Source organism: Ruegeria sp. I1, assembly GCF_056532675.1.
The window spans coordinates 298,710-321,435 of the sequence record NZ_JBQFNM010000005.1; the positions used below are offsets into that span (position 1 = coordinate 298,710).

The 22,726-nt window shown below is 58.0% G+C and carries 23 protein-coding genes; 8 read left to right on the top strand and 15 right to left on the bottom strand.

Annotated features, from left to right (window positions below):
• Positions 1-2 precede the first annotated feature (2 nt).
• Both ACR0DH_RS12075 and ACR0DH_RS12080 read left to right on the top strand, forming a co-directional pair.
• On the top strand, positions 3-128 hold the full coding sequence (locus tag ACR0DH_RS12075; RefSeq protein WP_480541225.1) for a hypothetical protein: 126 nt from the start codon (positions 3-5) through the stop codon (positions 126-128).
• Entirely contained in the window at positions 129-1,001 is an 873-nt protein-coding gene (locus ACR0DH_RS12080; protein ID WP_480549025.1) for a substrate-binding domain-containing protein, read from the top strand.
• A 39-nt stretch (positions 1,002-1,040) separates the two neighbouring features.
• Here the strand turns inward: ACR0DH_RS12080 and ACR0DH_RS12085 are convergent, their stop codons facing one another.
• The 10 genes from ACR0DH_RS12085 to ACR0DH_RS12130 all read right to left on the bottom strand — a co-directional run bounded on the left by ACR0DH_RS12085 (position 1,041) and on the right by ACR0DH_RS12130 (position 10,375).
• A complete protein-coding gene (locus ACR0DH_RS12085) occupies positions 1,041-1,856 on the bottom strand; it encodes an ABC transporter substrate-binding protein (RefSeq protein WP_480549023.1) in 816 nt (271 codons plus the stop codon).
• A 19-nt stretch (positions 1,857-1,875) separates the two neighbouring features.
• On the bottom strand, positions 1,876-2,610 hold the full coding sequence (locus ACR0DH_RS12090; protein ID WP_480549021.1) for an ATP-binding cassette domain-containing protein: 735 nt from the start codon (positions 2,608-2,610) through the stop codon (positions 1,876-1,878).
• Complete coding sequence (locus ACR0DH_RS12095; protein ID WP_480549019.1) at positions 2,603-3,316, bottom strand: ABC transporter permease; 714 nt, start codon at positions 3,314-3,316, stop codon at positions 2,603-2,605. The genes ACR0DH_RS12090 and ACR0DH_RS12095 overlap by 8 nt, the downstream gene beginning before the upstream one ends.
• A gap of 159 nt (positions 3,317-3,475) precedes the next feature.
• Positions 3,476-4,465, bottom strand: a complete 990-nt coding sequence (locus ACR0DH_RS12100; RefSeq protein ID WP_480549017.1) for an ABC transporter substrate-binding protein — start codon at positions 4,463-4,465, stop codon at positions 3,476-3,478.
• A 62-nt stretch (positions 4,466-4,527) separates the two neighbouring features.
• A complete protein-coding gene (locus ACR0DH_RS12105; RefSeq protein ID WP_480549015.1) occupies positions 4,528-5,373 on the bottom strand; it encodes an ABC transporter permease in 846 nt (281 codons plus the stop codon).
• Positions 5,370-6,302 (bottom strand): ABC transporter permease, encoded by a 933-nt coding sequence (locus tag ACR0DH_RS12110; RefSeq protein ID WP_480549013.1) that lies wholly within the window; start codon positions 6,300-6,302, stop codon positions 5,370-5,372. The genes ACR0DH_RS12105 and ACR0DH_RS12110 overlap by 4 nt, the downstream gene beginning before the upstream one ends.
• Entirely contained in the window at positions 6,299-6,736 is a 438-nt protein-coding gene (locus ACR0DH_RS12115) for an N-acetyltransferase family protein (RefSeq protein WP_480549011.1), read from the bottom strand. The genes ACR0DH_RS12110 and ACR0DH_RS12115 overlap by 4 nt, the downstream gene beginning before the upstream one ends.
• A complete protein-coding gene (locus ACR0DH_RS12120) occupies positions 6,726-7,523 on the bottom strand; it encodes an ABC transporter ATP-binding protein (protein ID WP_480549009.1) in 798 nt (265 codons plus the stop codon). The genes ACR0DH_RS12115 and ACR0DH_RS12120 overlap by 11 nt, the downstream gene beginning before the upstream one ends.
• A gap of 53 nt (positions 7,524-7,576) precedes the next feature.
• A complete protein-coding gene (gene hydA / locus ACR0DH_RS12125; RefSeq protein WP_480549007.1) occupies positions 7,577-9,031 on the bottom strand; it encodes a dihydropyrimidinase in 1,455 nt (484 codons plus the stop codon).
• A 93-nt stretch (positions 9,032-9,124) separates the two neighbouring features.
• Entirely contained in the window at positions 9,125-10,375 is a 1,251-nt protein-coding gene (locus tag ACR0DH_RS12130) for a Zn-dependent hydrolase (protein WP_480549005.1), read from the bottom strand.
• A gap of 170 nt (positions 10,376-10,545) precedes the next feature.
• On the opposite strand from ACR0DH_RS12130, the gene ACR0DH_RS12135 reads away from it, so the two are divergent.
• Positions 10,546-11,154 carry a TetR family transcriptional regulator C-terminal domain-containing protein gene (locus tag ACR0DH_RS12135; protein WP_480549003.1) on the top strand — a complete coding sequence of 203 codons (609 nt, stop codon included), beginning with the start codon at positions 10,546-10,548 and terminating at the stop codon, positions 11,152-11,154.
• 47 nt (positions 11,155-11,201) lie between these two features.
• Here the strand turns inward: ACR0DH_RS12135 and preA are convergent, their stop codons facing one another.
• Genes preA through ACR0DH_RS12150 form a run of 3 tightly spaced genes read right to left on the bottom strand, consistent with a single transcriptional unit; the run spans position 11,202 to position 14,741 of the window.
• Complete coding sequence (gene preA / locus ACR0DH_RS12140) at positions 11,202-12,506, bottom strand: NAD-dependent dihydropyrimidine dehydrogenase subunit PreA (RefSeq protein WP_480549001.1); 1,305 nt, start codon at positions 12,504-12,506, stop codon at positions 11,202-11,204.
• A gap of 20 nt (positions 12,507-12,526) precedes the next feature.
• Positions 12,527-13,363 carry a methyltransferase domain-containing protein gene (locus ACR0DH_RS12145; RefSeq protein WP_480548999.1) on the bottom strand — a complete coding sequence of 279 codons (837 nt, stop codon included), beginning with the start codon at positions 13,361-13,363 and terminating at the stop codon, positions 12,527-12,529.
• A gap of 43 nt (positions 13,364-13,406) precedes the next feature.
• On the bottom strand, positions 13,407-14,741 hold the full coding sequence (locus ACR0DH_RS12150) for an NAD(P)-dependent oxidoreductase (protein WP_480548997.1): 1,335 nt from the start codon (positions 14,739-14,741) through the stop codon (positions 13,407-13,409).
• Between the two features lie 300 nt (positions 14,742-15,041).
• Here ACR0DH_RS12150 and ACR0DH_RS12155 point away from each other — a divergent pair, with 300 nt between their 5' ends.
• From ACR0DH_RS12155 to ACR0DH_RS12165, 3 genes are all read left to right on the top strand, one after another.
• On the top strand, positions 15,042-16,037 hold the full coding sequence (locus tag ACR0DH_RS12155) for a hypothetical protein (RefSeq protein ID WP_480548995.1): 996 nt from the start codon (positions 15,042-15,044) through the stop codon (positions 16,035-16,037).
• A 71-nt stretch (positions 16,038-16,108) separates the two neighbouring features.
• A complete protein-coding gene (locus ACR0DH_RS12160; protein WP_480541192.1) occupies positions 16,109-17,401 on the top strand; it encodes an O-acetylhomoserine aminocarboxypropyltransferase/cysteine synthase family protein in 1,293 nt (430 codons plus the stop codon).
• 3 nt (positions 17,402-17,404) lie between these two features.
• Entirely contained in the window at positions 17,405-18,115 is a 711-nt protein-coding gene (locus ACR0DH_RS12165) for a GNAT family N-acetyltransferase (RefSeq protein ID WP_480548993.1), read from the top strand.
• Between the two features lie 2 nt (positions 18,116-18,117).
• Here ACR0DH_RS12165 and ACR0DH_RS12170 read toward each other — a convergent pair whose 3' ends face one another.
• Positions 18,118-18,813, bottom strand: a complete 696-nt coding sequence (locus ACR0DH_RS12170; RefSeq protein ID WP_480852802.1) for an SIMPL domain-containing protein — start codon at positions 18,811-18,813, stop codon at positions 18,118-18,120.
• A gap of 163 nt (positions 18,814-18,976) precedes the next feature.
• Between ACR0DH_RS12170 and ACR0DH_RS12175 the strand changes: the two genes are divergently transcribed.
• Together ACR0DH_RS12175 and ACR0DH_RS12180 are read left to right on the top strand one after the other, a co-directional pair.
• Positions 18,977-20,938, top strand: coding sequence for a hypothetical protein (locus ACR0DH_RS12175; protein ID WP_480548989.1), 1,962 nt, complete (start codon positions 18,977-18,979; stop codon positions 20,936-20,938).
• A complete protein-coding gene (locus tag ACR0DH_RS12180) occupies positions 20,931-21,557 on the top strand; it encodes a class I SAM-dependent methyltransferase (protein WP_480548987.1) in 627 nt (208 codons plus the stop codon). Before ACR0DH_RS12175 ends, ACR0DH_RS12180 begins: the two co-directional genes overlap by 8 nt.
• Here ACR0DH_RS12180 and hppD read toward each other — a convergent pair.
• Complete coding sequence (gene hppD / locus ACR0DH_RS12185; protein WP_480541184.1) at positions 21,554-22,651, bottom strand: 4-hydroxyphenylpyruvate dioxygenase; 1,098 nt, start codon at positions 22,649-22,651, stop codon at positions 21,554-21,556. The two genes, ACR0DH_RS12180 and hppD, sit on opposite strands and share 4 nt — an antisense overlap.
• Positions 22,652-22,726: the final 75 nt, after the last annotated feature.

The following is a 22,726-nucleotide window of genomic DNA, read 5'->3' on the forward strand; positions in this document are numbered from 1 at the left end:
CCATGAAAGCCTTTCTTACCGCCTTGGCCGCGATGGTCGTCATCACCGTTGCCGCCCCCTACACGCTGGACCAGATGGGTTTCAGCGCGGAAGAAGCCACCTCTGGCGCAGCTGTACGTCTGGATTAAATGTCCGAATATCTGACCACCAAGGAACTGGCCGACCTGCTTCGGATCGGCGAGCGTAAGGCCTACGATCTTGCCTCATCGGGTGAGCTGCCTTGCGTCCGCGCCATGGGCAAGCTGCTGTTTCCCCGGGCCGAGGTCATCGCCTGGCTCAACGCCTCACGGTCGGGCCCGCATGTGACCGAACCACCCCTGCCCCCAATTGTCGCCGGTAGCCACGACCCCTTGCTGGACTGGGCGCTGCGCGAAAGCGGATCGGGGCTGGCGACCTACTACGACGGTTCCTTCGACGGTCTGACCCGGCTTGCCGAGCGCAGCGCGCAGGCCGCTGTCTTGCATATCCACGAAGAACACGGGTTCAACACCCAATCCTTACGCGACACGCTGGGCGAGGCGCCTGTTGTTCTTGTCGAGGTCGCGCAGCGCCAACGGGGTCTGCTTCTTGCACCGGGAACCTCAGGTATCGCGGGTTTTGCTGATCTCAAAGGCCGACGCGTTATCTTGCGTCAGGACAGTGCAGCCAGTCAGCGCTTGTTCGATGCCCAGCTTGAAGCTCATGACATGACACGGGATGATCTGGACGCCCTGCCAAACTGCGCCCGCACCGAAGAAGAGCTGGCCATCACCCTGCATGATGGTAAAGCCGAGGCAGGTTTTGGCCTCGGGGCTTTGGCCGGCCTCTACAACCTTGGATTTTCACCGACCCATTCCGAAAGATTGGATCTGGCGATCTGGCGGCGCGCTTACTTTGATGCGCCCATGCAGAAACTGCTGCGCTTTCTGCGCTCAGACCCGTTCAAAGCCCGCGCATCCGAGTTTGGCGGCTACGACCTGACCGGACTTGGACAGGTCCACCACAATGGCGCCAGCGGCTAGCGCTTGATCATTTTAAGAACCGTCTAGCCGAAGGCCCATTCAGCGTGCGTTGGGAAAGAACACCTGCTGCCCTTGCAAGCGGTATGACTCGATGGCCATCTGCCCCTCCGGCCCTGTCAGCCAATCGACAAACCGCTGCCCTGCCTTGGCCCGCACTTTGGGATGTTTGTCCGGGTTCACAAGGATCACCCCATATTGGTTGAACAGGCGCGGGTCTCCTTCGACCAGACTCTCAAGATCGCCCCGATTTCCAAACGACAACCATGTCGCCCGATCTGTCAGCGTATACGCCCCCATGCCGCTGGCCACATTCAACGTCGCCCCCATGCCCGAGCCGGTTTCGCGATACCAGGTTCCGGACACCTGGGTCGGATCAATGCCGGTATCCGCCCAATGCCCCATCTCGGCCTTATGCGTGCCGCTGTCATCCCCGCGCGAGACAAACACAGCACTTGCCGCTTCGATCGCCTTGAGCGCGGACAGAATGTCTGACCCACCTTTCACGCCAGCAGGGTCCGATTTTGGCCCGACCAGCACAAAGTCATTATACATCAAATCAAACCGCTCAACGCCCCAGCCATCGGCCACGAACTTCTCTTCCGCTGGTTTGGCATGCACCAGCAATACGTCGCCATCCCCATTGATCGCGTTGCGAATGGCCTGTCCGGTGCCGACAGCAACGACACGCACATCGATCCCGGTCTCAGCCTCAAAGCCGGGAAGGATATAATCCAGCAGGCCCGAATTCTGCGTCGAGGTTGTCGACTGCACAATGATGAACGGCTCCTCTGCAAAGCCCGCACCTGCCATCAGGCCAAGCCCCACTACCGCTGCGCGCAATACTGCCCGAACCATCATGATCTCCGATTTGTTGTTAGGTCACCAAGCCGCCCGCCAGATAACGGCGAGAGGCTTCACTTTCTGGGGAATCCAGAACCTGTTTGGCAGGTCCGTGTTCAACCACACGACCGCCTTGCATCATGACAATATCTGCTGCCAACCGCCGCGCCTGCCCAATGTCATGTGTCACCATGACAATTCGCACGCCGCGTGACGATGCCCGCAGGATCATGCGTTCGATCATCTGCGTCGCGCCTGGATCCAATGCGCTTGTGGGTTCGTCCAGAAATAGGGTTTCGGGCGTCGCCGCCAGCGCGCGCAGGATCGCAAGACGCTGCGCCTCACCACCTGACAGAGAACGCGCCGACTGCCGTGCTTTGCCCTCAAGCCCGCCTTCGGCCAACAACTCGACAATCCGCGACTTACGTGCTGCGCGTTTCAGGCCCTGACGCCTGAGCACAAAATCCAGATTGGCTGACACCGAACGCCGCAGAAGAACCGGCTGCTGAAACACCATGGCCTGCCGCGCCATATGAGTGGCGTTCAACGCCTCATTATCCTGCAACACTCGCCCCTGATCTGGCGAGATCAGCCCGTGCAAACACCGTAGCAGCAAGCTCTTACCCGCCCCGTTTGGGCCCAACAGCAAAGTTGGTCCCGGCCCATCCAGAACCAGATTGGAAACATCCAGCAAGGCGGAGCCATTGCGGCGGATTTGTACATCGCGCACTTGCAGGCAATTTGTCATTTCCGACACCAGATCACGCATGGCGCAACCCCTCCTGCTCGGCCCGCAGGCTGGCCGCGCTGACCATGGCATTCACGGCCACCGCAATCCCGATCAGGATCGCCCCCAACGCCAGTGCCAGCGCCAAGTTGCCTTTTGACGTTTCCAGCGCAATCGTCGTCGTCATCACCCGCGTCACGTGGTTGATGTTGCCCCCCACGATGATCACGGCCCCAACTTCAGCAATCGCACGGCCAAATCCGGCCAGCAGCGCCGTGACCAAAGCAAGGCGCGCATCCCAAAGCAGAACCGGAACAGACGCCAATCGCGACACGCCCAGCGAACGGAGTTGTTCCGAATACTCCTCGGCCAGCATCTCAACCACTTGCCGGGTCAGCGCGGCCACAATTGGCGTGACCAATACGACCTGAGCGATGATCATTGCGGTTGGTGTGTAAAGCAATTCCAACACACCCAAGGGCCCGGAACGTGAGAGCATCAGATAGACCAACAGCCCCACCACCACAGGCGGAAAGCCCATCAGCGCATTCATCAACACAATCAAAACCCGCCGCCCAGGGAACCGTGCCACCGCCAAAGCCGCCCCAATGGGCATCCCGATCAGTGCGGAAATCAGCACGGCAAACAGGGAAACTTGCAGAGACAAAAGCACAATTGCCCAAAGCTCTGCATCCCCGTTGAGGATCAGATCCATCGCCACCCTGAATTCTGATGCAAATCCTTGCATTTTACCCCATCATCAAAGTTAACTCGGATGAAATGCGAAATTCTACATATGAATACTAACCTGATTTGACACCGAGTACACGCACAATCCCGACAGTCGGCACAAAAAAACGCGGCCCCATTTGGGGCCGCGCTAAATCAGCTTCGAGGATGAATTACCTTAGTTCAAGGCTGCATCCGTGATCTGGTGTGTCCAGGCCCCTTCGGGCTGTTTGGTGATGACCGGATCAGATCCACCTGCCAGCAATGTGCCCACGGTCCGCTCAAAATCCGCCGGGTCCAGCGCACCATTCGAACCAGCGGTTAGCTTGGCAATCTCACCCATCATGCGCTTCTGATGTTCCTCGGTTTGCGCACCGGTTGCGTCATTGTCCAAAACGATCAGAGCAGCCTCTTCCGGGTTCTCCTCGGCATATTTCCAGCCTTTCATCGAGGCGCGCACGAAACGCTGCATCTTGTCCACGAAAGCCTCATCGCTCAGGTTCTCTTCCAGCACATAGAGACCGTCTTCCAACGTTGCGACTCCCTGATCTTCGTATTTGAAGGTCACTAGTTCATCCGGGCTGACGCCCGCATCGATGACCTGCCAGTATTCATTGTAGGTCATGGTGCTGATGCAATCTGCCTGACGCTGCAGCAAAGGATCAACGTTGAAGCCCTGTTTCAGGACCTCGACACCGTTCTCGCTTTTGCCGCCGGTATCGATACCCAAGCTGCTCATCCAGCTCATGAACGGGAATTCATTGCCAAAGAACCAGACACCCAGGGTGCGGTTTTTCAGATCCTCGGGCGAGGCAATTCCGGCATCCTTCCAGCAGGTCAGCATCATGCCCGAGCTTTTGAAAGGCTGCGCAATATTAACCAAAGGCAGACCCTTTTCGCGCGCGGCCAAAGCGGCAGGCATCCATTCGACGGTCACATCTGCCCCGCCACCGGCGATCACCTGCGTTGGCGCAATATCAGGGCCACCCGGCAGAATGGTCACGTCCAGATCTTCTTCCTCATAGAACCCCTTGTCCTTCGCCACATAGTAGCCCGCGAACTGGGCCTGCGTGACCCATTTCAACTGCAGGTTCACTTCATCTGCAGCCAGTGATGCACTGGCGGCCAGGCTAAAGGCGGCAACCGCCCCGCTGAGTAGCTTTTTCATCTTCATCTTCTCCTAGTTGCTTTGTGTGCCCCGTTTTCGAGGTCTGTTCAGTCTTCTTTTTGTTATCCGCGTTGTGAGGGGTGCCAGAAGGTCACCACCTTTTCGATACCTGCCACCAATGTATAGAACACCGTACCCGCCATGGCCGCCACTGCAATCTCGGCCCAGACCAGATCGATCGACAGGCTGCCCACCCCGGTCGAAATCCGAAAGCCCATGCCGCGCGTGGGCGATCCGAAGTATTCGGCGACAATCGCCCCGATCAGCGCCAGTGTTGTAGCAATCTTGAGCCCGTTGAAAATGAACGGCATCGCCGCAGGCAGACGCAGCTTGATCAGGGTCTGCATATAACTGGCCGCATAGGTGCGCATCAGATCACGCTGCATGGAGTCCGCCTCGCGCAGGCCCTGTACCGTGTTCACAAGGATCGGAAAGAACACCATTACGACGACCACGGCCGCTTTGGATTGCCAGTCGAACCCGAACCAGCTGACCAGAATGGGCGCAATCCCCACGATGGGCAGAGCCGCGACAAAATTCCCGATGGGCAGCAACCCGCGTGTCAGAAACACCGACCGGTCGATAAGGATAGCGGTCAGAAAAGCTGCGGTACTTCCGATGGCAAACCCGGTGAAAGCACCCTTGAAGACGGTCTGGGTAAAGTCCTGCCACAGAATATCGGTCGAGTTCGCAAAGGTCTGCGCCACCATAGACGGCGGCGGCAGGATCACGGGTGAGACGTTCAGCCCGCGCACCAGACCTTCCCACAAGATCAGCAGTGTGACACCAAACAGCACAGGCACAAAGACCCGAACGCCCTTGGAATCGCAATAGATCGACCGCGCCAGCCATGCATTCAGCGACCAGGCACCGGCCCAGAACATCAGCGCAAAGATCAGCCAGCTCATGCGCCCATTCCCATGCGTTTCAGCGTCACCCGTTGCAGCACATCCAGCAAGGTCACGAGTATGCCCGCCAGAATAGCCGCCGCGAACAGAGCCGCCCAGATCGCAAGCGGCGTGCCAAACTGATCCCCGATCAATATCCGCGCACCCAGACCCGAGATTGCGCCTGTCGGAAGTTCTCCGACAATCGTACCGACAAGGGCTGCAGCGATACCCACCTTTAGCGAAGTGAATAGGTACGGCACCGAAGACGGCAAGCGCAGTTTCAAAAACGCCTGCAGCCCGTTTGCGTTGTACGTTCTAAGCAAATCCAGCTGCGAGGCAGCAGGCGACCGCAACCCTTTGACCATCCCAACCAGAACCGGGAAGTAACACAGATAGGCCGAGATGATGGCCTTCGGAACACCGCGCCCTTCGATCCCAAGTTGCGAGCTTAGGACAATGATCATCGGCGCCAAAGCCACAATCGGGACTGTCTGGCTGATAATGGCCCAAGGCATGAGGCTCATGTCCACAACGCGGGAATAGACAATAGCGACGGCCCCGAGAATGCCGACAGCCGTGCCCAGAACAAAACCCCAAAGCGTCGATTGAAGGGTGATCCATCCGTGGTAGATGAGCGATCGCTTGGACATGGCTCGCCCGCGCATCGCCATTTCACCGGTGGTTTTCCAAAGCTCCTGGCCAACTTGGACCGGGGTTGGCAGGCGCGGTCGATCCAATTCATAACCCCGCGAGACATGCGAAGGGTTCTGCGCCATCAAAACCCAGCTCGACACCTGCTGGCGATCCCGTGATAGCTCGGGTGTTACTGTTTCCCCGGCGCGTTCCGCCTGATCCAGCGATACGCGGATATTCATCGGTGCCACGGCCAAATACCAAAGCACGACAATGGCCAACAGAACCGTTATCACGGCAAGAGCCTGCTTCATGCGCGCCACTCCATCCGGAACACCGGAACCGTGTCCGGGGGCACCGGGGGCTCCTCAGCTGTTACTTTGAACCCCTCACGCCAGTAGAACCTTTGCGCCGCTGTGTTGAGCGTATGCGTGGTCAACCAAAGAAAATCCCGCCCTTCCTTAGCCTTGTCGACAAAGTGTTTGCCAATTCCTTGCCCGGTTCGGCTGCAATAGAGCGCACCGATCTTCTGCTCTTTTGGGTCGACAGACATGTAGCAATCCACTGGTTCACCCGCGACCCAGATTTCACGCGCGTCAAACGCCTCACCGATCATTCCCGCCAATTGATCCACCGATAATTCTTCGGGCATCCACTCGGTCTGGCTGACCCAGTCGTGAACCACGCGGGCGCATGCTTCCACATCCGCGGGCCTTGCGCGCCTGATCTGGACAGTGTCAATCATCATAGGAATGCCCTGCCCGCAGCCCGTCACGTACCCGGTGCGCGACCTCGATGAATTCCGGCGTATCGCGAATGTCCAACGGCCGTTCCTTGGGCAACGGGCTGTCAATCACATCCGTGATCCGCCCGGGCCGAGGGCTCATGACGACGATCTTGGTGCTGAGATATACGGCCTCAGGGATCGAGTGGGTAACGAACCCGATTGTCTTCTCGGTCCGCGCCCACAGCGCCAGAAGCTGTTCGTTCAAGTGATCGCGCACAATTTCATCCAGCGCCCCGAACGGTTCGTCCATCAGCAGGATATCGGCGTCAAAAGCCAAGGCGCGCGCGATACTGGCACGTTGTTGCATCCCACCGGATAGCTGCCACGGAAACTTCCCACCAAACCCTTCCAGATCAACCAGTTCCAGAACCTTCTTAACGCGCTCATCCTGTTCTGCAGCCGAGTACCCCATGATCTCAAGCGGCAGTTTGATGTTTTTGGCAATCGTCCGCCACGGGTACAAGCCGGCAGCCTGAAACACATACCCGTAAGCGCGCTTGCGTCGCGCTTCATCCGGGGTCATGCCATTAACCGTCAACGTTCCGCCTGTCGGTGTTTCCAACGCCGCGATACAGCGCAGGAACGTGGTTTTGCCGCAGCCAGACGGGCCAATGAAGCTGACAAAATCACCCTTGTCGATGGTCAGATTCACATCTTTTAGGGCATGGATCGGGCCATCGTTCGTCTGAAACGTCAGGTCGAGCTGCCTTGCCTCGATCACGGGCTGGGTCTTACTTTCAGTAGTCATTCCATCGCCTTGAAAAGTTTGAGTTTGAGCCGCCACCGGACGGCTCATACAGATCACACACCAGACGCCGGAATACCCGTCCGTTCAATGGGTCGCGGTGCTGTCAGCTCTTTCCAAGTGCTTAACGCTTTGTTCACATGTGTATTCGCCTCACGCGAGACGAACTTTCCGTGCCCTTCTTGTGTCTGGATTTCCCCATCATGCACAGCAACCGAACCACGGGTCAGCGTGAATCGCGGCAACCCGCGCACTTCTTTACCCTCGAACACGTTGTAGTCGATCGAAGACTGCTGTGTTTCAGCCGAAATCACCTTGGCTTTGTCCGGATCCCAAACCACCAGATCGGCATCAGCCCCAACCAAAACCGCACCCTTTTTCGGGTAGCAATTCAATATTTTGGCGATGTTTGTTGATGTAACAGCCACGAACTCATTCATAGTCAAACGCCCGGTGTTCACCCCATGGGTCCAGAGCATCGGCATCCGATCCTCCAACCCGCCAGTCCCATTGGGAATCTTTGTGAAATCCCCTACGCCATAGCGTTTCTGTTCAGTCGTAAAGGCGCAATGATCCGTGGCCACGACACTCAGAGTGCCCGATTGCAGACCGTTCCACAGGCTATCCTGATGCTGCTTGTTCCGAAACGGAGGGCTCATGACCCGCCGCGCTGCATGTTCCCAGTCGTGGTGGAAATACTCGCTCTCATCCAAGGTCAGGTGCTGGATCAATGGTTCTCCCCACACCCGCTTGCCCTGCATCTTTGCGCGCCGAATGGCCTCGTGCGCCTCTTCGCAGGAGGTATGTACCACGTACAAAGGCACGCCCGCCATGTCCGCAATCATGATCGCGCGGTTGGTCGCTTCGCCTTCGACCTGCGGTGGACGGGAATAGGCGTGTGCCTCTGGGCCCGTATTGCCTTCGGCCAGCAGCTTTGCGCTCAGCTCGGCCACCACGTCACCGTTCTCCGCATGCACCATCGCGGTACCACCTAACTCGGCCAAACGTTTGAACGAGGCAAACAACTCATCATCATTCACCATCAACGCGCCCTTATAGGCCATGAAGTGTTTGAATGTGTTGATGCCGCGCGTCTCGATGACAGTCTTGATGTCGTCAAACACCTGCTCACCCCACCAGGTTACCGCCATGTGGAACGAGTAGTCACAATTCGCCCGCGTCGATTTGTTGTCCCAACGCTTGAGCGCATCCAGCAAGCTCTCACCAGGATTGGGCAGCGCGAAATCCACCACCATCGTGGTGCCACCTGCCAGGGCCGCGCGCGTGCCGCTTTCGAAATCGTCGCTGGAATAGGTCCCCATGAACGGCATTTCGAGATGCGTGTGCGGGTCGATCCCACCGGGCATCACGTAGCACCCAGAGGCGTCCAACTCTTTGTCGCCACGCAAGTCCGGCCCAATCTCGGTGATCACGCCGCCCTCAACTTTCACATCCGCCTTATAGGTCAGATCGGCGGTTACGATGGTCCCGTTCTTGATGACAGTACTCATTTCAAACTCCCTGTTGCGGTCTGCGCCGCTTGCTTCATCTGGCTAAAAATATCCCGGGGGAGTCGCGGCCTGCCGCGACGGGGGCAGCGCCCCCTATTCCACGATCTCCGCCGTCTCCACGACCGCATGCAGCAAAACATCCGCCCCGGCAGCCGCCCAATCTTTGCTGATCTCTTCAGCCTCGTTGTGGCTCAGGCCATCTACGCAGGGGCACATCACCATCGCGGTCGGCGCGACCCGGTTGATCCAGCAGGCATCATGCCCGGCCCCCGAAATGATATCTGTATGGGAATACCCCAGCCGCTCTGCCGCGTCGCGCACGGCGGCCACACAGCCCTCATCGAATTTGACCGGATCGAATCCACCGACCTTTTCGAATTCAATCTGCAGGCCCATCTCGTTCACGATGTCCTCGGCCGCCACACGCAGGCGATTTTCCATATCGGTGATCACATCCAACTCAGGCGAGCGGAAATCGACCGTGAACACCACCTTACCCGGGATCACATTGCGGGAATTCGGATAGACATCAATATGCCCCGCGGCCCCAACGGCGTGCGGTGAATGCGACCAGGCAATCTCATCCACTTTTTCCAGAATACGCGCCATGGCCAGCCCTGCGTTCTTGCGCATTGGCATCGGGGTCGAACCGGTATGAGCATCTTTGCCAGTCACTGTAATCTGAGTCCAACTCAGCCCCTGACCGTGGGTGACGACGCCGATATCCTTACCCTCGGCCTCCAGGATCGGACCCTGTTCGATATGCAGTTCAAAGAAGGCATGCATCTTGCGGGCGCCGACCTCCTCCTCACCGCGCCAGCCGATCCGCTGCAATTCATCGCCGAATTTTTTGCCCTCGGCATCCTCGCGGTCATAGGCCCAATCCTGCGTGTGCATCCCCGCAAACACGCCCGAGGACAACATGGCCGGCGCGTAACGCGTTCCTTCTTCGTTGGTCCAGTTCGTCGCAACGATCGGATGCTTGGTCTTGATGCCCAGATCATTCAACGTGCGAATGATCTCTAGCCCACCCAGCACACCCAGCACGCCGTCATACTTGCCACCTGTCGGCTGGGTATCGAGATGCGAACCTACATAGACTGGCAGAGCCTCCGGGTCGGCTCCCTCGCGCATGGCAAACATGTTGCCCATCTGATCCAGTCCCATGGAACAGCCCGCTTCTTCGCACCAGCTTTGGAACAGCGCGCGCCCTTCGGCATCTTCATCCGTCAGCGTCTGTCGGTTATTACCACCTGCAACACCGGGCCCAATCTTGGCCATCTCCATCAGGCTGTCCCACAACCTGTCGCCATTGATCCTGAGATTCTGCGCCGGAGCTGCCATAGTCACTTTCCCTGTTGCTTGCGATTTGCTCGCTATTGCTGTCTTGATTTGACCATCTGGTCAAACTCACGCTATCACGGGTTCGACATCAGTCAAGAAATTGCGGTGCACCACCAAACTTTTTGGCCTAGTCCATGCGTGCCTGACGAAAAAAGAGACAGTCCAAACAGATGCCCAGCGACCGCGCCCCAACCCGTATTCAGAAAAAGAACCGCGCTGCGATTCTAGAGGCAGCGTTGAACGTGTTTTCGTCAAATGGGTTTCGCGGCTCGACGGTTGATCAGATAGCGGCAGAATCCGGACTGAGTAAGCCGAATTTATTGTACTACTTCCCGTCAAAAGAAGCGATCCATACAGAGCTTCTGTCTGGCCTGCTGGAAACCTGGCTGGCGCCGCTGCACGATCTGGACGAAAACGGTGATCCGCTTGAGGAGCTTCTGTCCTATATTCGCCGAAAGCTGCAGATGAGTCAGGAGCTACCACGAGAAAGCCGCCTGTTTGCCAACGAGTTGGTTCAGGGCGCACCGCGCATTCACGAGGCTTTGTCTCAGGATCTCAAAGCATTGGTCGATAAGAAAACCGCGCTTCTGACCGGGTGGATGGATCAGGGCAAAATCGCGCGGGTGCACCCTTATCACTTGATGTTTTCGATCTGGGCCCTGACCCAGCACTACGCAGACTTCGAAGTTCAGGTGCGCGCGATCCTGGGCGACGAAGACCCGTTCGAAGGCGCAGAAACGTTTGTCGACACCCTGTATCGCAAGCTTTTGACACCTTGAACTAAGGGACCGCACCAACGGCCCCTCAAAGATCTGCGCAAACCTGTTCATTCCGCGGCCTTGGCCATCGGATTGTTGGGATGCGTTGTCCAGTTTGCATAGTCCGGCTGAACCTCGCGCCCGGTACGTGGGTCAACCTCTCCTGCTGCCATCGGCTCCATCGAAATACAGCCCTCTACTGGGCAGACATCGACACAGAGATTACAGGCTACGCATTCTTCGTCGATCACCTCGAACACCCGGTCCGGCGACATGGCGATGGCCTGGTGGCTGGTGTCTTCACAGGCGGCATAACAGCGACCGCATTTGATGCACTGGTCCTGATCAATCTTGGCCTTGGCGATGTAGTTCAGGTTCAGATACTGCCAATCGGTTACGTTGGGGACCGCGCGACCAACAACTTCTGAGACTGTGGAATACCCCTTCTCGTCCATCCATTTGGACAGACCCGCCGTCAGTTCATCGATGATCTTGAAACCATAAGTCATGGCCGCTGTGCAGACCTGTACGTTGCCGCAACCCAGCGAAATGAACTCTGCCGCATCACGCCATGTGGTAACGCCACCGATACCTGAAATGGGCAGACCATGCGTTTCCGCATCTCGCGCGATTTCCGAAACCATGGACAGCGCAATCGGCTTCACCGCCGGACCGCAATACCCGCCATGGCTGCCCTTGCCATCAATCGAAGGTTCGGGGCTGAACGTATCCAGATTGACGCTGGTGATCGAGTTGATCGTGTTGATCAGCGACACCGCATCCGCGCCGCCATTCTTGGCCGCCGCCGCGGGTTTGCGAATGTCGGTGATGTTCGGCGTCAGCTTCACGATCACCGGGCGGTCATAGTACATTTTGCACCAGCGGGTAACCATTTCGATGTATTCCGGCACCTGACCGACGGCTGCGCCCATGCCCCGCTCGCTCATCCCGTGCGGGCAGCCGAAATTCAGCTCGATTCCATCCGCGCCGGTCTCAGCCACGCGGGGCAGGATGGCTTTCCACGCGCCCTCCTCACACGGCACCATGATTGAGGCGATCAACGCCCGGTCCGGGTAGTCCGCCTTGACCCGCGCCATTTCCTCGAGGTTTACCTCAAGTGGTCGGTCGGTGATCAGTTCGATGTTGTTCAGGCCCAGCAACCGCCGATCTGCGCCATAGATCGCACCGTAACGCGGCCCGTTCACATTCACGACCGGAGGGCCCTCGGCCCCCAGTGTTTTCCAGACCACGCCGCCCCATCCGGCCTCAAAGGCGCGGCGGACGTTGTATTCCTTGTCGGTTGGCGGGGCCGAGGCCAGCCAGAAGGGGTTGGGGCTGGAAATGCCCAGAAAGTCTGTCGTCAGGTCAGCCATGGGTACTCCTTTCCGGCTCCTCAGCCGGTTTTCTTGAAAATCATCTCGGTCGGGCGAATCCGCCCGGCATGCAGGTTTGCGACGTAGTTTTGGAATTTCTCGGGCGCCGTCTCGCCCATCATCAGGTGGATGCCTAACGGCGCAGGGCCGCTTTCGGCAATCTTTGCAAAGACTTCCTCGAAGAACTTAATTGCAAACTCGGTGCGATCCTTCTCGACCTCCAACGCAAGCCCCGCCGCTGTAGCCGCATCCTTGTAGACCACGGGCGCATCAACAAAGGATGTCTCAGCGACGCTTGACCAGGGCAAAGGGAACGCCAGAGGTTCGTCTGTTTCACCTGCCATCACGTCGAAAAGCGCGAAGCTGCCACCTGTTGCCAAAGCGCGCGCAACCTCGGCGAACAGTCCGGCCTTGTCTTCGATATTCATGCCCACATGCAACATAACTGCCAGATCGAACCCAGCATCCGGCACTGGCATGTCCAAAGCGCTGCCGACGTGGAATTCGACCTTGTCGGAATGGCCGACAATCTGGCTGAGTGCCGCTGCCGTTTCGACAAACTCGGGTGTCAGGTCGACCCCCGTCACCGTCGAGTCATACCGATCCACAACGTAACGAGACGTCCCGCCGATCCCGCAGCCCACGTCCAGCACCCGCGTCGCATGGGTCAAAGACAATTGGTCAAACAGGTGATCGGTCGCCAGAACGCCGCCCGTGTGGAACTCGTCACCAGCTTTCAGGTCGGCGACCGTGGCCGCATCCGGGTCCACGCCGCTGGCTTTTAGCGCATCGCGCACGCGGTCCGTCAGGGCACCGGTGGTATAATGTTTGGCAACTGCGTCTTCGATCTGGGACATAACGATACCTCAGCGAATAGGTTGGCTTGAAAGCCTCACCCTATCACGAAACCAGGCTCGCGTGGATGTCCATCGCCGCATCCCGGCCTTTGGCCACGGCGGTCACGGTCAGATCTTCGCCCCCGGCCGCACAATCTCCACCAGCCCAGACACCGGAGATGGAAGTACGTCCAGCCCCGCTGACGGCGATCTTGTTGCCGTCCAGTTCCAGCCCTTCGGGCGCGCCATCCAGCGTCTGACCAATGGCTTTCAGAACCTGATCCGCCGGCAGCCGAACCGTCTCACCGGTTCCGGTCAACTGACCGTTTTGGTTCGAAGTGTATTCAAGCTCGATCTCGACTGCGGCACCGTTGCCATGCACCGCGACAGGCTGAACATTGGTCATAATCCGCACGCCGTGCGAGGCCGCAAGGTCCTGCTCGTACCGGCTGGCCCCCATCGCGTCGCGCCCACGACGATAGGCGATCGTGACCTGCTCGGCCCCTAGCAGCTTTGACTTCACCGCCGCATCAACAGCCGTCATGCCGCCGCCGATCACAACCACATTCCGACCGACCGGCAGATCAGCAAGATCCGAAGCTTGCCGCACGTCAGAGATAAAATCGACTGCCGGGCGCACGCCGTCCTTTTCCACACCCTGTGCCCGCAGAGCATTCACACCCGCCAGACCGATGGACAGGAAAACGGCATCGTAATTTTCAGTCAGCCCCTCCAGAGAGAGGCCCTCGCCCAGCAAAGAACCGGTTTCGATAGCGATACCGCCGATTTTCAGCAGCCAGTCCACCTCGGCCTGTGCAAAGTCATTGGTCGATTTATAGGCCGCGATTCCATACTCGTTCAGACCACCCGGCTTGGGCTTGCCTTCGTGGATCACCACATCGTGGCCCAGCATGGCCAGCCGATGGGCGCAAGCGAGACCCGCTGGTCCTGCGCCAACAACGGCCACAGTTTTGCCGGTCGCCGCAGCGCGTTCAAAAGGATGTTCGCCAGAGGCCATCACATCATCGGTTGCGAAACGCTGAAGCCGCCCGATCTCAACTGGTTTGCCTTCGGCGGCTTCGCGCACGCAGGCCTCTTCGCACAAGGTTTCGGTCGGACAGACCCGAGCACACATGCCACCCAGGATATTCTGGTCCAGAATGGTCTTTCCCGCCGATTGCGGCTGACCCGCCTGTATCTGGCGGATGAACAACGGAATATCGATATCCGTCGGACAGGCCGTCACGCATGGCGCGTCGTAACAGAAATAGCAGCGATCTGCGGCCACGGCGGCCTCATGCGGGGCCAAAGGCGGATGCAGATCCGTAAAATTCGATGTCAGTTCATCGCTGGAAAGCCGCCCGGAAACGATCCCGGGTGCCATCTGGCCCTGTGCCATCGCTCTACTCCCTGTAGATATGTTTGTTGTGACCTCAGCTTGCCACAAATCGAAATTTTATCAATTGGTAAAATTTATCAATTGGTCAAAATTTTGAAAATGCACGAGATTTCGTTCGAAATATCGGCGTTTTCGCAGGTTTTTGGCAATAAACTAGGCAGCGCTGACACGCTGAAGTGCTGCAACTCGGGTTGGCATTGGACAACCCGCGCACCACAAACGACTTTTGACGCCCTACACCGGTTGCTGTAAGCCCAATCTCAGATGCGTGAGATCAACGCATGTTTAGGACGGGCACAGATGCGGGCAGCTTCGCAAGACTTCAATATTGTCATCATTGGTCAGAACAACCGCCTGCAATATGAGGCGGTCCTGTTCGCCGCCTCGCTGCGCTATTCGGCACCCGACTTCAAAGGGCGTCTGTTCGTTGCCTCGCCAAATCCAGGCCCACGCTGGAACCAGAACCCGGCCATTCAAGATCAGGACGTGCTAAAGGCCCTGAAACAGCTTGATGCGGAAATCCTGCCTTTTGACAATCATGTCTTTGGCGAAAGCTATCCCAACGGGAACAAGATTGAGGCGCTTTTGGCCCTGCCCGAAGGCGAACCCTTTGTTTTCTTTGATACGGATACCCTGATCAACGGCGATCTGAGCAGAGTTCCTTTTGATTTTGACCGCCCCGGCGCCTCGCAAAAAGTCGAAGGCACATGGCCCAAGCCCACGCTTTACGGGCCAGGGTTTGAGGGCATCTGGTCTGCGCTTTATCGTCGTTTTGATCTGGATTTCGACAGCTCGATTGATACCGGCCAACCGCAGGGCCACTGGCGTCGGCATTTGTATTTCAACGCAGGCTACTTCTTTTACAAATGCCCACGTCAATTTGGCGAACGATTTCTGGATTATGCGCGCACCATCCGGGATGAACACATCCCGGAATTGATCGGGCAGAACCTTGATCCTTGGCTGGATCAGGCCGCTCTGCCCCTTGTGATCCACTCTTTTGGCGGAGGGCGCGATGCACTGCCCGACGGATTGCTGGATGGCTCAGTCAGTTGCCATTATCGCCTGTTCCCGCTGCTTTATGCCCGCGAGAGCGATAGTGTGATCGACGTTCTTGAAACCGTCGTGGCCCCGAACAAGGTCAAGAAGGTTCTCAAGCAATATGATCCGATCAAAAAGCTTGTGATTCAGGGCAAGGGTCAGAAAATCCGGGACCTGTTTGATCGCAACGCCCTACCCAGCCGCGAACAGGTGATCCGCAACAGGATCAAAGCACAGGGCCTCTGGATGCGCTGAAAGCGGCGTTGTGTGACAGCGGGCAATGTCCTACAGATTTCGCAAGTTCTATTTCGACAGGAGAGTTTACGATGTCCGACGGCCCTACCTATGGTTTCGACACCCTACAGATTCACGCGGGCGCACGCCCTGACCCGGCAACCGGTGCGCGCCAGACTCCGATCTATCAAACTACCGCCTATGTGTTCCGCGATGCCGATCACGCGGCAGCCCTGTTCAATCTGCAAGAAGTGGGCTTCATCTACTCTCGCCTGACCAACCCCACAGTGGCTGTGTTGCAGGAACGTGTCGCGACGCTTGAGGGTGGCGTTGGCGCGGTCTGCTGCTCCTCGGGTCACGCGGCGCAGATCATGGCGCTTTTCCCGCTGATGGGGCCGGGTTGCAACGTGGTGGCCTCGACCCGCCTGTATGGCGGCACGGTCACGCAGTTCAGCCAGACGATCAAGCGCTTCGGTTGGTCGGCCAAATTCGTCGACACCGACGATCTGGAGGCCGTGAAAGCCGCCATTGACGAAAACACCCGCGCGGTATTCTGCGAATCCATCGCTAACCCCGGCGGTTATGTCACCGATATCCGATCGCTGGCGGATGTGGCGGACGCGGCAGGCATTCCGCTGATCGTCGACAACACCTCGGCCACGCCCTACCTGTGCCGCCCGATTGAACACGGCGCGACTCTGGTCGTGCATTCGACCACCAAATACCTGACTGGCAACGGCACGGTCACCGGTGGCTGCATCGTGGATTCGGGCAAGTTCGACTGGTCGGCGAATGACAAATTTCCCTCGCTCAGCCAGCCCGAGCAAGCGTATCACGGGTTGAAATTCCATGAGACCTTCGGCCCGCTGGCCTTCACCTTCCACGGCATCGCAATTGGCCTGCGCGATCTGGGTATGACCATGAACCCGCAGGCGGCGCATTACACGTTGATGGGGATCGAGACGCTGTCGCTGCGGATGGAGCGCCACGTCGAGAACGCCCAAAAGATCGCCGCCTGGCTCGAGGCGGATGACCGGGTCGACTACGTGACTTATGCGGGCCTGCCTTCATCGCCTTATCACGACCGGGTCAAGGCGCAGTATCCGCGTGGTGCCGGTGCCCTGTTCACCTTTGCGGTCAAGGGCGGCTATGACGCCTGCATCAAACTGGTCAACGCTTTAGAGATCTTCAGCCACGTTGCCAACCTCGGCGATGCGCGCTCGCTGATCATCCACTCGGCGTCGACCACGCACCGCCAGTTGACGCCGGAACAGCAAGAGGCCGCAGGAGCCGGTCCAAACGTTGTGCGCGTTTCCATCGGGATCGAGGATGCCAACGACCTGATCGCCGATCTGGATCAGGCTTTGGCCAAAGCCAGCGCATAAACCATGAGCGGGCACGACACCAACACGCTGGGTCAACCCATCGGACGGCCGGTCAAGGGCGAGTTCCCTCGCCCCACACCACCGTATACCCCGATGGAGGGCCAGTATTGCTCGGTCGTGCCACTTGATGTGAACAGGCACGCGCCCGGATTGTTCCGGGCGTTTGCCAATGATGCCGATCACCGGAACTGGACCTACCTGCCCTATGGGCCGTTTGACACGGAACGGGCGTTTGAAACCTGGGCGCGTGCCACCTGTATGGATGCAGACCCGATGTTCCATACGGTTCTGAATGCGGAGGAGGTGCCGATCGGTATGGCCTCATATCTGCGGATCGAGCCCGCAGCGGGTGCGATCGAAGTTGGGCATATCCATTTCTCACCCCTGTTGCAGCGTACACCGCAATCGACCGAGGTTATGTATCTGATGATGAAACGCGTCTTCGACGAGTTGGGCTATCGCCGTTACGAGTGGAAATGCGATGCGCTGAACGCACCGTCTTGTGCGGCGGCCAAACGGCTGGGCTTTACCTTCGAAGGGATATTCCGCCAGGCGACCCATTACAAAGGACGCAATCGGGACACGGCGTGGTTTTCGATACTCGACAGTGAATGGCCCCGCATCCGGGGCGCATTCGAGGCTTGGTTGTCGCCTGACAATTTCGACGCGACGGGCCAGCAACGACAGCCGCTGATGGCCCGCGCCGACAACTGAGCTTACTCAGAAATCTCAAACTCCATCGAAACGCTGACGGATACCGTGATCTCACCGCCTGCTACGGGCACTCCACCAGTATCGGCGACGCTAAAGGCGCGCATCTCTGCCATGGGCCGGACCCCTCCGGTGCGCTCGGAAATCGACTGAACCGGACCCAGCGTGACATTGGCCGCTTGCGCCAGTTGCTCGGCCTTTGACGTGGCTTCGCCCACGGCTTTGGCGCGCGCCTGAACCTCGATGGGTTTGGTGTCCTGCAGACCAAAGCTCAGCCCGCCAAAATCATTCGCCCCGTCCTGAATGACCGCATCCATAATCTGCCCAAGCTGGGACAGGTCGCGCACCCGGACAAACACGCGGTTCGAAGCGACAAACCCCGTGATCTCGGGTGGCTCTCCGTTCTGCTGATTGCGATTCGACCAAACAGGTGAGAGAGACAGGTCGCGTGTTTGCACATCCCGATCCTCGATCCCCATATCTGTCAGACGGGACAGCACCTGTGCCACTGCATCTGACGTGGCTTTCATCGCAACCGACGCCTCAGCGTTCTGATTGGTCACACCCAGTGTGATCGTCGCCATATCAGGTGCAACTTGCACGGTTCCAGTCGCGTCAACGGTAATGCGACGTTCTTCCGCATGGGCGATACCAGCGGCAGTTGCGGCCATCATGGCGGTCAGAAAAGCGAATGTCTTCAAGGTCATCCCTCCAAATTGTTCCCGTTCAACATGGGTTGGCAGGGCTTTGCCATACAAGGGGAGAGGTTGCGTTTTTCTTTCCCTCGGCGGGTTCCTGCTCTACTGTCACTCTGCAAGCGTGTGATCGTTTGCGCTGATGATATAGTTATGGTTCTCCGGGAATATGAAACCCGCCTTTACGCTATCTTTTTCTGCAACCGGTATTTCGTTGCACCACCTGTCCGAAGGTGAGTGGTACGAGATCGGCACTGTATCGCTGGATGCAGATGACCTGAACGGGCAGATACAGGCGCTGCGAGATCAGGGTTTTGCACTGGAAAACGACCTGAGTTGCAATGTGGTTATCCCAGCGGATCAAATCCGCTATCTCACGATTCCATCGGAAGTTCTGTCTACTGACGAAAACGCGCAAATGGTGCAGGACGCGTTGGTCGATGCCACACCATATGAGCGCGATGAACTGAGTTTTGCCTCGATCACCAAAGACGGTCTGGTCTATGGGGCGGCAGTGGCACACCAGACCTTGAACGAAGCGCATAGCTTTACCACCGAGCATGGATTCGTGCCTGTCGCTTATACCGCTGAGCCGAGTGAAGATGAGTTCCCCGGCGTGCCGGTGTTTGAACTGGATGCGAAGCCGCTTACAGCCACTCCGGTTGCTGCACCAGAGGCTAAGCCTGCCCCCGCAGTACCGGCACCTCAGGCAGACGCCGATCCGTCAACCCCCAAGGTTCACGCCATAGCGGAAACCGCCGCCCCGGACGCGTTTCGCGCGCCTGCTCCATCGCAAAGTGACTCAGCAAGCAGCGGCGCGAGTCTCAACAAATTTGCCCTGCCTGCGGTCGCAGCGACGGGTTTGTTGGCCCTTGTGATTGGCGCGTGGTACCTTATCGGATCGCCGGAAGAGGAGATTGTGGCCGAGGGAGACTTGGAACCTGAAACCACATCCCCTGAGGCTGAAATGGCCGCTGATCTGGCGGTAGACATCCTGCCGGAAGTGCCTGAGGCAGAAAATACCGAACCTACGATGGAATCCGCGCTTGAAGACGATCAGGTGGCGACTGTAGAGCCCGCACCCGAGGCGACAGCCGAAGATCAACCCGCCTTGTCTGCGACCGATGCGGCGATCCTTGAGGCGTTGAAGGTAGAACCCACGCCGGTCGAGGACGTTGCACAGGAAACCGAGACGGCTCCGCAATCTGAAATCGCCACAGGTGTTGTTGAGACCGCCCCAGCACAGCCCGAAGAACCAGTTGCCGTTGAACCGGACGATCTGTATTTGGCTTCGGTTGGCAAATCCGATTTTTCCAACGACGCGGTGGCCCTGGCACCGTCAGCGAGTTTTGAAACAGATCAGCCCTTTGATCTGCCCGCTCTGGCGCGCGCCTCCATCCCCGGGTTTGATCTGGATGAGCGCGGGCTGGTCACCCCAACGCCCGAAGGCACGCTGAACCCTGATGGCGTGCTGGTCTATCTCGGCCGCCCCTCGTCTGTGCCGCCAGCAGTACCTTTGCGGTTCGAACAAGAACCGGTGGTCGAGGAAACAACCTCGCGCTTGGCCGGAATACGGCCCAAGCCCCGCCCTGAGAACCTGCAAGATCAATTCGAACGTCAGCAACTGGGCGGCAGATCGTTACAAGAACTGTCTGTGTTGCGGCCCAAGCAACGCCCCGCTTCGCTACAAGCCAGCCCCGAGGTGGATGACACCCCGACTGCCTTGGCCGTCGTACTTGTTCCGCGTCCCAAGGCACGCCCTGCAGGGCTGGTTCGGACTGCGGCGGCCGCACCGGCGACCAATCTGGGATCAACCGCCGGGCTGGATCAGAACAGTGGTGGGGCCGAAACCTTCGAGCCCAAAACCGTTGCCCCCAAGATCCCCACGACCGCATCGGTGGCGCGGCAAGCGACCATCGACAACGCGATCAACCTGCGCCGCCTGAACCTGATCGGGGTCTACGGCACACCAGCCAACCGGCGCGCCTTGGTGCGCTTGCCCAGCGGACGATACAAGAAACTGAAAGTGGGTGACCGAGTCGACGGCGGCAAGGTCGTCGCAATCAGCGACAGTGAGTTGCTATATCAAAAGAAGGGTCGCAACGTGTCCCTCAAGATGCCGCGTGGATGATCATTTTGCGTATCAAAGGCGCGTTTTTGAAGGGTACGAACACGCTGCTCTTCAGTTGATTTCGTCTTACGAGAACCTGTGGCAGGAGGCCGTACTGGGCCCTCTTGTCGATTTTCTGCCCGGCCCTGATGCGCATGTTTTGGATGTGGGTGCAGGTCCTGGTGCGTTGGCTGCTTGGCTGGTTGAACATGGGTTTCTTGTCACGGCCGTTGAACCCGTCGCCCGATTCCGAGATCACGCTCAGACCAGCTATCGCCACCTCGAGATAGAGTGGTTTGATGCAAGTCTGCCAAATTTGACCAACTTACCCAAAGACCAAACCAGCTTTGACGCCGCCCTGGCAATCGGAGTGCTACATCATCTAAGTCCGCAGGATCAGAAAACCGCTATTGAAGCACTCGCTACACGGCTGAAACCATCAGGCCGCCTGATCCTGTCACTGCGCCACGGCCCCAGCCCTGTGGACAGGCCGGGGTTTCCGATCTGCGCCGACGATCTGGTGACCGTCGCGCAGCACGCCGGGCTAAAGGTTCTTCATCGCTCCGGCCATGCTTCCCTTCAAGAGGGAAACAGGCATGCCGGAGTGACTTGGACTAAGCTTGTGTTCGAAGCGGATTAAGCCGCTGAAATCTCGCCGCTTTCGATTTGCTCGCGCTCGATGGACTCGAACAAGGCCTGAAAATTCCCCTCTCCGAACCCATCATCGCCCTTGCGCTGAATGAACTCAAAAAAGATCGGGCCGATCACGGTTTTCGAGAAAATCTGAAGCAAAATCCGCGTCTCGCCGCCATCCACCACGCCTTCGCCGTCGATCAGGATGCCGTGCTTAATCATCCGATCCAGCGGCTCGTCATGATCTTTCACGCGGTCCTTTGACATATCATAGTAGGATTGGTTCGGGCCTGGCATGAACTTTAGCCCCTTCTCGGCAATCGCGTCGGTCGAGGCATAGATATCCTCGCTGCCCACCGCGATATGCTGGATACCTTCGCCCTTGTACTTCTTGAGGTACGAGACGATCTGACCCGTTTCGCCGCGATCTTCGTTGATCGGGATACGGATACGGCCGCAAGGCGAGGTCAACGCGCGGCTATAGAGCCCCGTGAACTTGCCCTGAATATCAAAGAACCGGATTTCGCGGAAGTTGAACAAGTCGCCATAAAACTTGAACCACTTGTCCATATTGCCCTTAAAAACGTTATGGGTCAGGTGGTCGAGGTAGTAGAACCCATCACCGCGTGGTTTGGATTCCTTGATCCATTCGAATTCCTGGTTGTAGGGCGATGTGTCGTAATACTGATCAATGAAGTAGATCAGCGACCCGCCAATCCCTTTGATCGCGGGTACATCCATGGTTTTGTCCGCGCCATCATAGGGTTCGGCCCCTTTTGAAACCGCATGCTCATACGCCTGCTGCGCATCGACAACCCGCCAGCCCATTGCAGGCGCACAGGGGCCGTGTTCGGCGACAAACTTTGCGGCAAAACTCTCAGGATCGGCATTGAGGATATAAGTCACGTCCCCTTGCTGCCACAGCTCGATCAGGGGTTTTTTCTTGTGACGCGCAACAAGGTCATAGCCCATGGTCGCAAACAGATCCCGCAATTCCTGCGGGTTGGGATGAGCGAATTCGACGAACTCGAACCCGTCGGTTCCAGCCGGGTTCTCTGCGCTGATGATGGATTTCGGGGCGTTATGCGGGAAAGGACCCATGGCGCGTCTCCTTAATAACAGGAATTTCTTTGCTGATTCCAAGATATGTCTTAAACAACGCTGTTTCTGCGCATT

Bases quoted from the DNA above. Each gene is read 5' to 3' on its own strand.
- ACR0DH_RS12150 (WP_480548997.1), bottom strand. From the start codon at position 14,741: ATGGCACAGGGCCAGATGGCACCCGGGATCGTTTCCGGGCGGCTTTCC.
- ACR0DH_RS12130 (WP_480549005.1), bottom strand. From the start codon at position 10,375: ATGGCAGCTCCGGCGCAGAATCTCAGGATCAATGGCGACAGGTTGTGG.
- ACR0DH_RS12145 (WP_480548999.1), bottom strand. From the start codon at position 13,363: ATGTCCCAGATCGAAGACGCAGTTGCCAAACATTATACCACCGGTGCC.
- preA (WP_480549001.1), bottom strand. From the start codon at position 12,506: ATGGCTGACCTGACGACAGACTTTCTGGGCATTTCCAGCCCCAACCCC.
- ACR0DH_RS12100 (WP_480549017.1), bottom strand. From the start codon at position 4,465: ATGAAAAAGCTACTCAGCGGGGCGGTTGCCGCCTTTAGCCTGGCCGCC.
- ACR0DH_RS12105 (WP_480549015.1), bottom strand. From the start codon at position 5,373: ATGAGCTGGCTGATCTTTGCGCTGATGTTCTGGGCCGGTGCCTGGTCG.
- hppD (WP_480541184.1), bottom strand. From the start codon at position 22,651: ATGGGTCCTTTCCCGCATAACGCCCCGAAATCCATCATCAGCGCAGAG.
- ACR0DH_RS12135 (WP_480549003.1), top strand. From the start codon at position 10,546: ATGCCCAGCGACCGCGCCCCAACCCGTATTCAGAAAAAGAACCGCGCT.
- ACR0DH_RS12165 (WP_480548993.1), top strand. From the start codon at position 17,405: ATGAGCGGGCACGACACCAACACGCTGGGTCAACCCATCGGACGGCCG.
- ACR0DH_RS12075 (WP_480541225.1), top strand. From the start codon at position 3: ATGAAAGCCTTTCTTACCGCCTTGGCCGCGATGGTCGTCATCACCGTT.
- ACR0DH_RS12085 (WP_480549023.1), bottom strand. From the start codon at position 1,856: ATGGTTCGGGCAGTATTGCGCGCAGCGGTAGTGGGGCTTGGCCTGATG.
- ACR0DH_RS12155 (WP_480548995.1), top strand. From the start codon at position 15,042: ATGCGGGCAGCTTCGCAAGACTTCAATATTGTCATCATTGGTCAGAAC.
- ACR0DH_RS12110 (WP_480549013.1), bottom strand. From the start codon at position 6,302: ATGAAGCAGGCTCTTGCCGTGATAACGGTTCTGTTGGCCATTGTCGTG.
- ACR0DH_RS12175 (WP_480548989.1), top strand. From the start codon at position 18,977: ATGAAACCCGCCTTTACGCTATCTTTTTCTGCAACCGGTATTTCGTTG.
- hydA (WP_480549007.1), bottom strand. From the start codon at position 9,031: ATGAGTACTGTCATCAAGAACGGGACCATCGTAACCGCCGATCTGACC.
- ACR0DH_RS12090 (WP_480549021.1), bottom strand. From the start codon at position 2,610: ATGCGTGATCTGGTGTCGGAAATGACAAATTGCCTGCAAGTGCGCGAT.
- ACR0DH_RS12080 (WP_480549025.1), top strand. From the start codon at position 129: ATGTCCGAATATCTGACCACCAAGGAACTGGCCGACCTGCTTCGGATC.
- ACR0DH_RS12120 (WP_480549009.1), bottom strand. From the start codon at position 7,523: ATGACTACTGAAAGTAAGACCCAGCCCGTGATCGAGGCAAGGCAGCTC.
- ACR0DH_RS12160 (WP_480541192.1), top strand. From the start codon at position 16,109: ATGTCCGACGGCCCTACCTATGGTTTCGACACCCTACAGATTCACGCG.
- ACR0DH_RS12115 (WP_480549011.1), bottom strand. From the start codon at position 6,736: ATGATGATTGACACTGTCCAGATCAGGCGCGCAAGGCCCGCGGATGTG.
- ACR0DH_RS12095 (WP_480549019.1), bottom strand. From the start codon at position 3,316: ATGCAAGGATTTGCATCAGAATTCAGGGTGGCGATGGATCTGATCCTC.